Annotated in this window: 10 protein-coding genes and 1 pseudogene; 4 read left to right on the forward strand and 7 right to left on the reverse strand. The window is 70.7% G+C overall.

Going from position 1 to position 12,292, the window contains the following annotated elements:
• Nucleotides 1–30 precede the first annotated feature (30 nt).
• Nucleotides 31–1,281: an MFS transporter gene (locus ACWCXB_RS21685; protein WP_450725086.1), complete on the forward strand. Its 1,251-nt coding sequence runs from the start codon at nucleotides 31–33 to the stop codon at nucleotides 1,279–1,281.
• On the opposite strand, the gene ACWCXB_RS21690 is transcribed toward ACWCXB_RS21685, so the two are convergent.
• Both ACWCXB_RS21690 and ACWCXB_RS21695 read right to left on the reverse strand, forming a co-directional pair.
• Nucleotides 1,247–3,007, reverse strand: coding sequence for an NAD+ synthase (locus tag ACWCXB_RS21690; protein ID WP_450725087.1), 1,761 nt, complete (start codon nucleotides 3,005–3,007; stop codon nucleotides 1,247–1,249). The two genes, ACWCXB_RS21685 and ACWCXB_RS21690, sit on opposite strands and share 35 nt — an antisense overlap.
• A gap of 140 nt (nucleotides 3,008–3,147) precedes the next feature.
• A complete protein-coding gene (locus ACWCXB_RS21695) occupies nucleotides 3,148–4,863 on the reverse strand; it encodes a multicopper oxidase family protein (protein ID WP_450725088.1) in 1,716 nt (571 codons plus the stop codon).
• Between the two features lie 640 nt (nucleotides 4,864–5,503).
• On the opposite strand from ACWCXB_RS21695, the pseudogene ACWCXB_RS21700 reads away from it, so the two are divergent.
• A pseudogene (locus ACWCXB_RS21700) lies at nucleotides 5,504–6,337 on the forward strand (alpha/beta fold hydrolase); the annotation flags it as partial.
• Between the two features lie 88 nt (nucleotides 6,338–6,425).
• Here the strand turns inward: ACWCXB_RS21700 and ACWCXB_RS21705 are convergent.
• The 4 genes from ACWCXB_RS21705 to ACWCXB_RS21720 form a co-directional block, all read right to left on the reverse strand.
• Entirely contained in the window at nucleotides 6,426–6,845 is a 420-nt protein-coding gene (locus ACWCXB_RS21705; RefSeq protein WP_450725089.1) for a CBS domain-containing protein, read from the reverse strand.
• A 307-nt stretch (nucleotides 6,846–7,152) separates the two neighbouring features.
• A complete protein-coding gene (locus ACWCXB_RS21710) occupies nucleotides 7,153–7,851 on the reverse strand; it encodes a DUF305 domain-containing protein (RefSeq protein ID WP_450725090.1) in 699 nt (232 codons plus the stop codon).
• Entirely contained in the window at nucleotides 7,848–8,489 is a 642-nt protein-coding gene (locus ACWCXB_RS21715; RefSeq protein ID WP_450725091.1) for a DUF3105 domain-containing protein, read from the reverse strand. The genes ACWCXB_RS21710 and ACWCXB_RS21715 overlap by 4 nt, the downstream gene beginning before the upstream one ends.
• Before the next feature lie 152 nt (nucleotides 8,490–8,641).
• On the reverse strand, nucleotides 8,642–9,043 hold the full coding sequence (locus ACWCXB_RS21720; RefSeq protein WP_450725092.1) for a hypothetical protein: 402 nt from the start codon (nucleotides 9,041–9,043) through the stop codon (nucleotides 8,642–8,644).
• Between the two features lie 142 nt (nucleotides 9,044–9,185).
• On the opposite strand from ACWCXB_RS21720, the gene glnA reads away from it, so the two are divergent.
• Nucleotides 9,186–10,547 (forward strand): type I glutamate--ammonia ligase, encoded by a 1,362-nt coding sequence (glnA, locus tag ACWCXB_RS21725; protein WP_450725093.1) that lies wholly within the window; start codon nucleotides 9,186–9,188, stop codon nucleotides 10,545–10,547.
• 215 nt (nucleotides 10,548–10,762) lie between these two features.
• Here the strand turns inward: glnA and sigJ are convergent, their stop codons facing one another.
• Entirely contained in the window at nucleotides 10,763–11,716 is a 954-nt protein-coding gene (gene sigJ, locus ACWCXB_RS21730) for an RNA polymerase sigma factor SigJ (RefSeq protein WP_450725094.1), read from the reverse strand.
• Between the two features lie 169 nt (nucleotides 11,717–11,885).
• Here sigJ and ACWCXB_RS21735 point away from each other — a divergent pair, with 169 nt between their 5' ends.
• Nucleotides 11,886–12,290 (forward strand): hypothetical protein, encoded by a 405-nt coding sequence (locus tag ACWCXB_RS21735; protein ID WP_450725095.1) that lies wholly within the window; start codon nucleotides 11,886–11,888, stop codon nucleotides 12,288–12,290.
• Nucleotides 12,291–12,292 lie beyond the last annotated feature (2 nt).

The raw sequence follows: 12,292 nt of genomic DNA on the forward strand, positions 1-12,292 counted from the left end.
GTAGGAGAACTAATCGGAAAGGCTCTCTCCATGCCCCTGGCGCTGCTCGCACTCGCCGTCTCCGCCTTCGGCATCGGCACCACCGAATTCGTGATGATGGGCCTGCTCCCCAACGTCGCCGGCGATCTCGGCACCTCCGTCCCCACCGCCGGGTACCTCGTCTCCGCGTACGCGATCGGGGTAGTCATCGGTGCCCCGCTGCTCACCGCCTTCGGCTCGCGCGTGCCCCGCAAACGGATGCTCGTGCTGCTGATGGCGCTGTTCACGGTCGGCAACCTCGCCTCCGCGCTCGCACCCGGCTTCGGCACGCTCCTCGCGGGCCGCGTCCTCGCGGGGCTGCCGCACGGCGCGTTCTTCGGGGTCGGTGCGGTCGTCGCCGCCCGGCTCGTCGCCGAGGGGCGGCAGGCGCGGGCGGTGGCCACGATGTTCCTCGGCCTCACCGTAGCGAACATCGTCGGCGTACCCGCCGCCACCCTTCTGGGCCAGCACCTCGGCTGGCGCGCCACGTTCCTCGTCGTGACGGCGATCGGTCTGGTCGCCATGGCCGCACTCGCGCGGCTCGTCCCGTACGTACCCGTCGAGGCCCACCAGAGCCTCGGCCGGGAGCTGCGCGCCCTCGGCAACCGGCAGGTCCTCCTCGGACTGCTCACCGCCGTGTTCGGCTTCGCGGGCGTCTTCGCCGTCTACTCCTACCTGGCGTCGATGACCACCGAGGTGATGGGCCTCGGCGAGTCCTCCGTCACGCTCGTCCTCGCCCTGTTCGGCATCGGCATGACGCTCGGCGCGCTCGCCGCCGGACCCCTGACCGACCGGGCGCTGCGCCCCACCCTGTACGGCTCGCTCGCCGCCCTCGCCCTGGTCCTGGTCGCCTTCCGCTTCACCGTGCACATCCCGTTCACCGTGCACATCCCGTGGGCGGCCCTCGTGACCGTGGTCGTCCTGGGCGCGGTCGGCTTCATGACGACCACACCGCTCCAGATGCTGGTCATGCGCAAGGCCCAGGACGCGCCCACCCTGGCGTCCGCCTCCAACCACTCCGCCTTCAACCTCGCCAACGCGGGCGGGGCCTGGCTCGGCGGCGTCGCGATCGCCGCCGGCTGGGGCTGGACGTCGCCGGCCCTCGTCGGCGCGGCCCTCGCCGTCGTCGGCCTGGCCGTCGCGGCGACCGCAGGCCTGCTGGACCGCACGGCGAAGGGGACCTCCCGCGTCGTCGCGGGAAGCCCCCTCACGGTGGTGGACCAGCAGGTCAGTGCGTCGTCGTCTCGCGCCAGCGGTTCGTGATCGGCAGGCGCCGGTCCTTGCCGAAGACCTTCGTCGAGATCTTGGTGCCCGGCGGGTACTGGCGGCGCTTGTACTCGGCCGTGTCGACGAGCCGCAGGATCCTCGCGACCAGCTCCTCGTCGTAACCGGCCGCCACGATCGCGTCCTTGCCCTGGTCGCGGTCGACGTACAGCCCCAGGATCCGGTCGAGGACGTCGTAGTCCGGGAGGGAGTCGGTGTCGACCTGGTCCGGGCGCAGTTCGGCGCTCGGCGGCTTGACGATCGAGTTCTCCGGGATCGGCGGGGTCTGGCCGCGCTCCTCGGCCGCCCGGTTGCGCCACTTCGCCAGCCGGAAGATCGAGGTCTTGTAGACGTCCTTGATCGGGCCGTACGCGCCGACCGAGTCGCCGTACAGCGTCGAATAGCCCACCGCCAGCTCGGACTTGTTGCCCGGCGCGAGCACGATGTGGCCCTCCTGGTTGGAGACCGCCATGAGCATCGTGCCGCGCAGCCGCGACTGGAGGTTCTCCTCCGCGAGCCCCGTGAGGCCGAGCGACGACATGTACGCGTCGAACATCGGCTCGATCGACACGGTGCGGAAGTTCAGACCGGTGCGGCGGGCGAGCTCGGCCGCGTCGCCCCTGGAGTGGTCCGAGGAGTACTTGGACGGCATGGAGATGCCGTACACGTTCTCCGCACCGAGCGCGTCGCAGGCGATCGCGGCGACGAGCGCGGAGTCGATGCCGCCGGAGAGGCCGATCAGGACGGACCGGAAGCCGTTCTTGGCGGCGTACGCGCGCAGGCCCACGACCAGCGCGGAGTACACCTCCTCGTCGTCGTCGAGGCGCCCGGCGTAACCGCCCGTCAGCTCCGGCTCGTACGCAGGGAGCGGCTCCTCGGAGATGACGACCCGCTCGATGGCGAGGCCGTCGTCCACGACGCCCATCGGTGGCACGGGGGACGCGGCCGGCAGGTCGAGGTCGAGGATCACGCTGCCTTCGGAGAACTGCGGGGCGCGGGCGATGACTTCGCCGTCCTTGTCGACGACGATCGAGTCGCCGTCGAAGACGAGCTCGTCCTGACCCCCGATCATCGCCAGATAGGCGGTCGTGCAGCCTGCCTCCTGGGCACGCTTGCGGACCAGCTCCAGACGGGTGTCGTCCTTGTCCTGCTCGTACGGGGAGGCGTTGATCGAGATCAGCAGCCCGGCCTCGGCGGACCGGGCGGCCGGGACGCGGCCGCCGTCCTGCCAGAGGTCCTCGCAGATGGCGAGTGCGACGTCGATGCCGTGGACACGGACGACCGGCATGTTGTCGCCCGGCACGAAGTAGCGGAACTCGTCGAAGACGCCGTAGTTGGGCAGGTGGTGCTTGGCGAAGCTCAGCACGACGCGTCCGCGGTGCAGCACGGCCCCGGCGTTCTGCGGGGAGCCCGCGGGCTGGCCGTACCGCGGCTGGGCCTTCTCGGAACGGTCCAGATAGCCGACGATCACGGGGATCTCCCCGAAACCCTCGTCGGCGAGGCGCGCGGCGAGTGCCCGCAGGGCGGCCCGGGACGCATCCACGAAGGACGACCGCAGGGCCAGGTCCTCCACGGGGTAGCCGGTCAGCACCATCTCGGGGAACGCGACGAGGTGCGCCCCCTGCTCGGCGGCGTGCCGGGTCCAGTGCACGATCGACTCGGCGTTGCCGGCGAGATCGCCGACGGTCGAGTCGATCTGATTCAGAGCGAGGCGAAGTTGAGGCACGCGCCCAGTGTAATCGTCTCTCTGACGCAATGTCCCGGTGCGGAAGTGTGGGCCGCCCCACTCCTGCGCTCCGGCGGTGCGGGAGCGGGGCGGAATCCGGGCCCATCGGGCGTGCTGCCCGGAGTGCTGACTCCGGAGAGCTACCTGCGGTAGCCGATGGTCGTCATCATCCCGGACTCCGAGTGGTAGATGTTGTGGCAGTGCAGCATCCACAGGCCCGGATTGTCCGCGTCGAAGTCAGCGACCATTTTGTGGTGCGGCAGCAGGATCGACGTGTCCTTGCGCGCGCCGTGCGAGTCGATGCCGGCCAGGGTGTAGGTGTGGCCGTGCAGATGTACGGGGTGCCACATGTCGGTGGCGTTGATGACCACGAGCCGCACCCGCTCGCCGTGTTCGACCGTGTGGAGCACGTCCGGGTCGTAGGGCCTGTGGTCGATGCCCCAGTCGTACTTCTTCATGCTGCCGGTCAGCGTGATCTTGATCAGGCGGTCGTACCTGCGGTGGGACATCGCGACCGACTCGTCCGGCACGAGTCGGCGGGCGGAGACCAGCACCTCGCGGTCCAGCTCCGCGGGGTGCGCGGACGGCGGGGGGACCGCCCCGCTGCCCGTGCGCAGGACCGCCATCGCCCGGCCCTTCTTGCCCTCGGCGAGCGCGACGAGCGGAAAGACCCCGGACTTCGCGGTGACCATCACGTCGTAACGCTCGGCCATGCCGATGACGAGCGCGTCGGTCCGGTGGTGCCGGACGGGATAGCCGTCGGTGTGGGTGACCGTGAGCTCGTGGCCGCCGAGCGCCACCCGGAAGGCCGATTCGCCGCCGGCGTTGATGATCCGCAGCCGGATCCGGTCGCCGGGCTTGGCCTTGAACTGGGTGGGGTCGTCCGCGGTGCGCCCGTTGATCAGGTAGTACGGGTAGGCCACGTCGCCCGCGTGGCCGCCGAGCAGCTCGCTGTGGGCGCCCGTCATCAGCCGCCGCGGGCCCTTCCCGCGGTACGGCGACGGTGACGGGGCCTTCCCGTCGGTGCTTCCGCCCGTTTCCCTGCCGGCTTTCCCGTCCTGTGCCGACGCCGACGCCAGTGCCCCGCCGCCGGCGCCCAGCGGCCCGTCGGGCCTGTCATGTTCGTGGCCGTCGTCCTCTTGGCCGTCGTGCCCCCCGCCGTGGCCCATGGCGGGCTTGCCGTTGCGGAGCTGGGCGAGGACGTCGTCCGGGGTCGAGCCGTCCACCCCGTCGATCCAGTCGTCCAGGACGACGATCCACTCGTGGTCGTACTCGAGCGGCTCCCGCGGGTCGTCCACGATCAGCGGCGCATACATCCCGCGGTCGAGCTGCACGCCCATGTGGGGATGGAACCAGTACGTGCCCGCATGCGGCACGGCGAAGCGGTAGTCGAACGTCTCGCCCGGCTTGACCGGCCGCTGTGTCACCCCCGGCACGCCGTCCATGTCGTTGCGGATGGCGATGCCGTGCCAGTGCACCGTGGTCGCCACCGGCAGATGGTTGGCGAGGGTGAGCGACAGGGTGTCACCCGCGGTGATCCGTACCTCCCGGCCGGGCAGCAGGCCCTGGTACGTCCAGGATCTGAAGGTGCGTCCTGCGCCCAGCTCGACCGCGGTGGGGGTGGCGGTGAACGTGTGCTTGCGGAGCGGTCCCACCGGCTCCGGATGCGCCGCGTCGACCTCACTGTCGCTCGGTGCGACGAAGCCGTCGGGGGTGTTCGCCGCGGGCGCGCCAGGGCTGCCGTGGTGCACCCTTCCGCCGCTCGAACAGGCGGCGAGCAGCCCGGAGCCGACTGCGGCGATCCCGACGCCGAGCACGGAGCGACGCGTGCGGGAGGTCTGACTGGTGTGATCCATGCGCATGGCTTGTGTGCACCTCGTTGTGGGGTGAAGGCAGGTGAAGGCGTGCGTCTGCCACCGCGTCCGGGCAGGACGGGACGGCCGGACGCGCTCCTCCTGGCGCAGCACCGACGAGGCGACGAGCATCGTCCGGCGGGGTGGCGGAATCGGCCGTACAGACAGCGGCGGGCGGCCCCTCGCTCCCCTGCCGGTGCCGTGGCCGCCGCTCAGAGCGGCCGCGCGGATATCCCGAACAGCAGGGCCGCGGACGGCAGTAGGTGCCGTCCGTACGGGGCCCTCGGGTCGTTCGTCATACGAGGCACCTTACCCCTACCGGGTATACAGTCCGGGTAGATGGATCGTATCGACACGTAACGGCATCTAACGACACCTGCGACATTCAACGAATGCGCATCAGTGCGCATGCGGGGCCATCATGTCCGAATCATTTCTGAATCATTCGGAAAGTCCAGCATTGTCGCCCTGCTGATCGCGCTGGGCGCCGCCGCGTACGCCGCCTGGGTGCTCGAACTCCTCCTGGCGAGGCGGGCCGCGGCAGCTGGGCGCTCCGCGCCGGTCAGCGCGTCCAGGTGCTGCTCGTGGCAGGGTGGCCGGCAGTACTCGCGCTGTCCGTGGCGCGGGAGGGGAGACACGCAAGGTGAGCTTCGTACGGATCGGCGGCGTCCCGCACCACGTCGTCGTCGAAGGCAGCGGCCCCGTCTGCGTCCTGAGCGCCGGCCTGGCCATGAGCTGGTTCGACTGGGACCCCGTCGTCCCCCTGCTCGCACCGCACCGCACCGTCGTCCGCTTCGACCGCCCCGGCCACGGACTGAGCGGACCGGCCCTTGTGCCCCCGTCCGCCACCGGCGAGGCCCACCGCATCGCCGCGCTCCTCGACGCGCTCGGACTCGGCGGCCGGCCCGCCACCGTCGTCGGCCACTCCATCGCCGGATTCCACGCCGAAGCCTTCGCCCGCCTCCACCCGGCCCGTACGTCCGGCATCGTCCTCGTCGACTCCAGCATCGAGGAGCACGCGCGAGTACCCGCCGCCCCCGCCGTCCGTACGGCCGTCGCGCGCGGCGTCGGTACGGCACTGACCGCCGTGGGTGCGCCCGCCGCACTCGGCCCCCTCACCCGGCGCGCCACGGTCCGGCTCTCCCGCGCGAGCGGCGGTGACCCGGCTCCCGCCGCGCTCGTACGCCGCTGCTACGGCACCGCGCGGGTGCTGCAGGGAGCCCTGCTGGAGAACACCCACTACCGCGCGGTCGCCGCCGAACTGCTCGCCCTGCGCGAGCGGTTCCCGCTCCCGGACGGGGCGCCGGTGACCGTCCTCGCGGCGTACGACGGGCGCCGCGGGCGGTTCGCCCCGGGTTGGCTGGAGCGGCAGCGCGCGCTGGCCCGGCGGCTCGGCGACGCCCGTTTCGAGTCCGTCGAACCGTCGGGCCATCTGATGATGCTGGACCGCCCGGACGCGGTGGCCCGGGCGGTGCTGGATCTGGATCAGGACCGGGACCGGGACCAGGATCAGGACTGGGACCGGGACCGGGATCAGGGGCGGATGAAGGATGACCGGGCGCAGGTCAGCCCCGTGCGTACACCTGCTCGACGAACGACGCGATCTGGTCCTCCGGCAGATGCTGGGCCAGATCGGCCTCGCTGATCATCCCGACCAGCCGTTTGTTCTCGATCACGGGCAGCCGGCGGATCTGGTGGTCCTGCATCTCGTGCAGCACCTCCTCCACATCCGCGTTCGCGTCGATCCAGCGCGGAGTGCCCTTGGCCATGTCTCCGGCCGTGATCCGCGACGGATCATGGCCCATCGCCACACAGCCGACGACGATGTCACGGTCCGTGAGAATGCCGCAGAGCCGTTCGTCGGCGTCGGCGATGGGCAATGCGCCCACATTCAGTTCGCGCATCAGCTGCGCGGCGCGGTCGAGCGTCTCGTGCGCGGGGATCCACTGGGCCCCGGCATGCATGATGTCCTTGGCGGTGGTCATGGAGTTCGTACCTCCTGAGTGCGGCCCACGCGACGACCGTTGTCCCCCGACGTCACCCGTGGTAGCCCGAAGGTTGCCCGAACGGGCGGAGAAGAGCCTGCCGATGGCCCGGCTCGCCGTGGCCCCCGACAGAAGGCCGTCTTCGACGTTACCGCCGACGTCGACGAGGCGCCCGACGGGACGACCGACCGCGACGGGCGGCCGCCGTACGCGGCGCTCCGCCCGCCCCGGACGGTCCGCCCACCCCGGACGGTCCGCCCGCCCCGGACGGTGCGGCGGCCCGGGGCGGGCGGAGACCTGGGGCCTGTCAGCCGCGGGGCGCAGCGCCCCGCTTCTTCAGCAGGTCGGACATCAGGGCCAGCTCGGACTGCTGGGCGTCGACCATGCCCTGGGCGAGGGACCTCTCCGTCTCCACCGTGCAGAGGTCGGCACAGCCCTGCGCCATCGTGACGCCGCCCTTGTGGTGGTCGGTCATCAGCTGCAGATAGAGGATCTCGGCCTGCTTGCCGCTCGCCCCGGCGAGCTGGTCCAGTTCGGCCCTCGTGGCCATGCCGGGCATCAGCGAACCGTCACGCGCCTCGTGCCCGCCGTGGCCACTCTGCCCGTCGTGCCCGCTGTGACCGCCGTGACCTGCGTGGGCTGACGACATCCAGGCCATCGGCTCGGTCCCCGACTCCACCTTCGGCAGCCCCCACAGATCCAGCCAGCCCAGCAGCATGCCCCGCTGGTTGGCCTGCGTGTTGGCGATGTCGTACGCGAGCCGGCGTACCTCCTCGTCCTGCGTACGGTCGCGGACGATGAAGGACATCTCCACCGCCTGCTGGTGATGGACCGCCATGTCGCGGGCGAAGCCCGCCTCCGCGGAGTCCGCCGTCGGTACCGTCGCCGCCGTCGTCGTACCTCCGTCGGCGCCCGCGGACGCGACCGTGGCCGCGCCCGCGAACAGCAGGGCCAGCACGACCGCCGTGATCGAGGCCCAGTGCGTACGGGTCAGCCTGAGGGTCACGAGCTCAGCCCGCCCGTGCACGCGGCACCCGGCTCCGGCGTCTGCGGACCCTGGACGTACTTGGTGAAGAACTGGTCCACCCGCGGGTCGTCGGCGCCGTCCACGGTGACCTGCTTGCCCCAGGCGCTGAGCATGATCGCCCCGGCCTGGTCCTTCACCGGGCTCATCAGCGAGTACGGGGTCTTGCCGACCTTGTCCTTCAGCTTCTGCACATCGCCGGCCGGGGCCTTGTCGTTGTAGGTGACCCACACCGCGCCGTGCTCGAGCGAGTGCACGGCGTTCACGTCGGGGATCGCCTTCTCGTAGACATCGCCCTCGCAGTTCATCCACACCTGGTGGTGGTCACCGCCGACCGGCGGCTTCATCGGGTACGACGCCGGGGGGACGTGCTTGCGGCCGAGCTTCTTCGCGTCCCAGGACTTCTCGTCCTTGACGGGCGCCTTGGCGGCGGCCTCCGTCTGCTCCTTCTTCTCGGACTGCTTGTTCAGTACGTACGTACCGAAGGTGACGAGCCCGGCGACCACGACGGCACTGATCGCGATGGTGATGATGCGGTTGCGGCGCTCGCGGGCCTGGTCGGCGCGGCGCATCTCCTCTATGCGGGCCCGGCGGTCGTTGCTGCTGGTCTTGGTGGCCATGGGTCTTCGTCCTTCTTCTGCGCGGTGTCGATACGTCGATACGTCGTTGCGTCGCTCGCGGTGCGAGGTGCGAGGTGCGAGGTGCGAGGTGCGACGCGGTGCGACGTGGTGCGTGCGTGCGGTGCGTGCGGTGCGGGTGCGGTGCGGTCCTGCTACGTCCGCAGCACCTGAAGGACGTGGAGATCCGGGGCGCGGGGATGCGCTCCGGTGCGGGGCGCCGGAGCGGCTCGGTGTGCCTGAGCGGGGGAGGGCGGCGGCGCGGCGCTGTCCACGGGTCCGTCCACCGGCGGCGCGGTGAGCACGGCCGGACCGAGATGCGGGAAGAGGCCGCAGTCGCCACGGTCGTGCGGACAGATGTACTCGGCCCGGGCCGGGGCGGAGGCAGCGACCGTGATACCCGGACGGGCGCCGGCATGGCCCTGGTCCCCATCCGTACGGGCGTCCGCCCGGCCGTCAAGACAGATGAAGAGCGCGGTGAGGAGCGTCGCCACGGCACTCACCAGCGCCGTGGGACGCGCGATGCGCACGATGCGCTTGTGCCGCGGGCCCCCCATGGGCGCTGATGGTAGTGGCGGGGGCGTGCCGCATGTCATACGGGGTGCGTAATCTGGGCGAAACCCCGGGTCGTGATACTGAAGATCCTCCCTACGCCCTGGCGGTGGTGCACAGGCCGTCTGAACTGCAAGGATGTGGCTTATGGACAAGCAGCAGGAATTTGTGCTCCGCACGCTCGAGGAGCGCGACATCCGGTTCGTGCGCCTGTGGTTCACCGACGTGCTCGGCTTCCTCAAGTCGGTGGCGGTGGCCCCGGCCGAGCTCGAGCAGGCGTTTGACGAGGGCATCGGCTTCGACGGTTCCGCGATCGAGGGCTTCGCGCGGGTCTACGAGTCCGACATGATCGCCAAGCCGGACCCGGGCACCTTCCAGATCCTGCCCTGGCGTGCGGAGGCCCCCGGCACCGCCCGGATGTTCTGCGACATCCTCATGCCCGACGGCTCCCCGTCCTTCGCGGACCCGCGCTTCGTGCTCAAGCGCATCCTGGCCAGGACCTCGGACCTGGGCTTCACCTTCTACACCCACCCCGAGATCGAGTTCTTCCTGCTGAAGGACCGGCCGCTGGACGGCACCCGCCCCACGCCCGCGGACAACTCCGGCTACTTCGACCACACTCCGCAGAACGTCGGGATGGACTTCCGCCGCCAGGCCATCACGATGCTCGAATCCATGGGCATCTCGGTCGAGTTCAGCCACCACGAGGGCGCGCCCGGCCAGCAGGAGATCGATCTGCGGTACGCGGACGCGCTGTCGACCGCCGACAACATCATGACGTTCCGCCTGGTCATGAAGCAGGTCGCGCTGGAGCAGGGCGTCCAGGCGACCTTCATGCCGAAGCCCTTCTCCGAGCACCCCGGCTCCGGGATGCACACGCACCTGTCCCTGTTCGAGGGCGACCGGAACGCGTTCTACGAGTCGGGCGCGGAGTACCAGCTCTCCAAGGTGGGGCGTTCCTTCATCGCCGGTCTCCTCAAGCACGCCGCGGAGATCTCGGCCGTCACCAACCAGTGGGTCAACTCCTACAAGCGCATCTGGGGCGGCTCGGCCCGCACCGCCGGCTCGGGCGGCGAGGCCCCCTCGTACATCTGCTGGGGCCACAACAACCGCTCGGCGCTGATCCGCGTCCCGATGTACAAGCCGGGCAAGACGGGCTCCTCGCGTGTCGAGGTCCGCTCCATCGACTCCGGCGCGAACCCCTACCTCACGTATGCGGTGCTGCTCGCCGCGGGCCTCAAGGGCATCGAGGAGGGTTACGAACTCCCCGCCGGCGCCGACGACGACGTCTGGGCCCTGTCGGACGCCGAGCGGCGCGCGATGGGCATCGAGCCGCTGCCGCAGAACCTGGGCGAGGCGATCGCGCTGATGGAGCGGAGCGAGCTGGTCGCCGAGACGCTCGGGGAGCATGTCTTCGACTTCTTCCTGCGCAACAAGAAGCAGGAGTGGGAGGAGTACCGCAGCGAGGTCACGGCCTTCGAGCTGCGGAAGAACCTGCCGGTGCTGTAAGCACAGGTCAGGGCGGGTGTCCCGCCGAGACGACCCGTAGGGCCGACGGTCGCGAACCGTCGGCCCTACGGCTTCTCACCGGCCCTGGGCCGTCCGTGGGCCGTCCGGCGCCGAATCGATGGCGTCGTACATGCTGTCCACGGCCCTCCGGGTCGGGCCCTGTCCGTGCCGTCCTCGCGCTTCATCTCGCCGCATCAGTTATTCATGGCGCCGGGTCAGCTCTGTCCGTTCTCGGTCCACGGACGGAGTTTCTCCGGGTTGCGGACCGCCCAGATGCGAGCGATGCGGCCGCCGGTGAGGCTGAACGCTGCCACGGTCACGGTGACGCCGGCGTGCTGGGCGACCAGGCCGGGCCGGCCGTTGACCGTCCGCTCCAGGAGCGTCAGCCCAGGGGCTTTGCCCGCGATGTGGATCAGGTACCGGGCGATGCGCTCGCTGCCCTCGACCGGGCGGAGGACGGTGCCGACCAGGCCGCCGCCGTCGGCGATCATCGTGGCGTCGGGGTCGAGGAGGTCGACGAGGGCCTCGATGTCCCTGGCCTCCCACGCCTCCTTGAAATGCCGCACCAGACCGGCCTGCCCGGCCGTCGGAACCGCCGGAGCCTGCGCGGCGCGAATACGTCGACGGGCCGAGGACGCGAGCTGCCGGCAGGCCGCGGGCGTCCGGCCGACGATCTCGGCGACCTCGGCGAAGGGGTACCGGAAGACGTCGTGCAGGATGAACGCCACGCGTTCGGCCGGCGTCATCGACTCCAGTACGACGAGGAAGGCCATGTTCACCGACTCGTCCAGGGTGACCCGGTCGGCGGGGTCGGCCGGCTCGGCCCTGCCGCCGCCCGCCCGCCCGCTGAACCACTCCGTACGGTCGGGCAGCGGTTCGGGTATCCATTCGCCGACGTAGCGCTCGCGCCGGACCCGCGCCGAGCCGAGCATGTCCAGGCAGATGCGGCCGGCCACCGTCGTCAGCCAGGCGCCGGGCGACTCGATGGCCTCCTGCTGTGGCCGCGACATCGCGTACCAGCGGGCGTAGGTCTCCTGCACGGCGTCCTCGGCCTCGGCCAGCGAACCGAGCAGCCGGTAGGCGAGATTGATCAGCTGGCGCCGCTCGCCGACGATCGCGCTCAGTCCGGGCTCGGTCCGGTCATGCCCTGGCTCGGATGGGGTGCTCATGGTTGCGACCGCTCCCTGGTTCCTCGTCCGCTTCCGCTCTCGACACTTCGACGAAACACCGCACCGGACTGTGAGGTCGGCGCTTCGCCTCACATTTCGCGGGCCCACGTCGTCGGACTGCCGAGACACTACGGATCCACCGCCGCGAGGCAGAAGAGGGGACCGCGTCATGGCCACACGGACGACGGCAGAACAGAGCAGCCTCACGTTCCTGCAGGTTGCGATCGCCCTGCAGACCTTGGCCATCTTCTTCCAGGCGGTCACCGCCGGACTGCTGCTGTCCTCGTCCTACGGCGGGGTACTGCACAGCGCCGGAGCGCGCGTGATGTACGGCGCATCGATGTTGTACGTGCTCGCCGCGATCCTGGCGTGGCGGCCGGGCGGCGGCGCGCCCCGCCCCATCCTGTACGCGTCCGGCTTCCTCGTACTCGCTTCGGTGCAGGTGGTGCTGGGCATCGCGCACATGCCGTCGCTCCATGTCCCCCTGGGCATCCTGATGTTCGGCCTGAGCGTGCTGGCGCTGGGTCAGGTGCTGTCCACCCGCTTGTCGGGGCGCTCCGGCACCCGGTCGTAGCC

Source organism: Streptomyces sp. NPDC001514 (genome assembly GCF_053597075.1).

What these genes read in the sequence shown, in the direction of transcription:
- ACWCXB_RS21685 (WP_450725086.1), top strand. Translation starts at nt 31, where the DNA reads ATGCCCCTGGCGCTGCTCGCACTCGCCGTCTCCGCCTTCGGCATCGGC.
- ACWCXB_RS21695 (WP_450725088.1), bottom strand. Translation starts at nt 4,863, where the DNA reads ATGGATCACACCAGTCAGACCTCCCGCACGCGTCGCTCCGTGCTCGGC.
- ACWCXB_RS21705 (WP_450725089.1), bottom strand. Translation starts at nt 6,845, where the DNA reads ATGACCACCGCCAAGGACATCATGCATGCCGGGGCCCAGTGGATCCCC.
- ACWCXB_RS21715 (WP_450725091.1), bottom strand. Translation starts at nt 8,489, where the DNA reads ATGGCCACCAAGACCAGCAGCAACGACCGCCGGGCCCGCATAGAGGAG.
- ACWCXB_RS21720 (WP_450725092.1), bottom strand. Translation starts at nt 9,043, where the DNA reads ATGGGGGGCCCGCGGCACAAGCGCATCGTGCGCATCGCGCGTCCCACG.
- glnA (WP_450725093.1), top strand. Translation starts at nt 9,186, where the DNA reads ATGGACAAGCAGCAGGAATTTGTGCTCCGCACGCTCGAGGAGCGCGAC.
- sigJ (WP_450725094.1), bottom strand. Translation starts at nt 11,716, where the DNA reads ATGAGCACCCCATCCGAGCCAGGGCATGACCGGACCGAGCCCGGACTG.
- ACWCXB_RS21735 (WP_450725095.1), top strand. Translation starts at nt 11,886, where the DNA reads ATGGCCACACGGACGACGGCAGAACAGAGCAGCCTCACGTTCCTGCAG.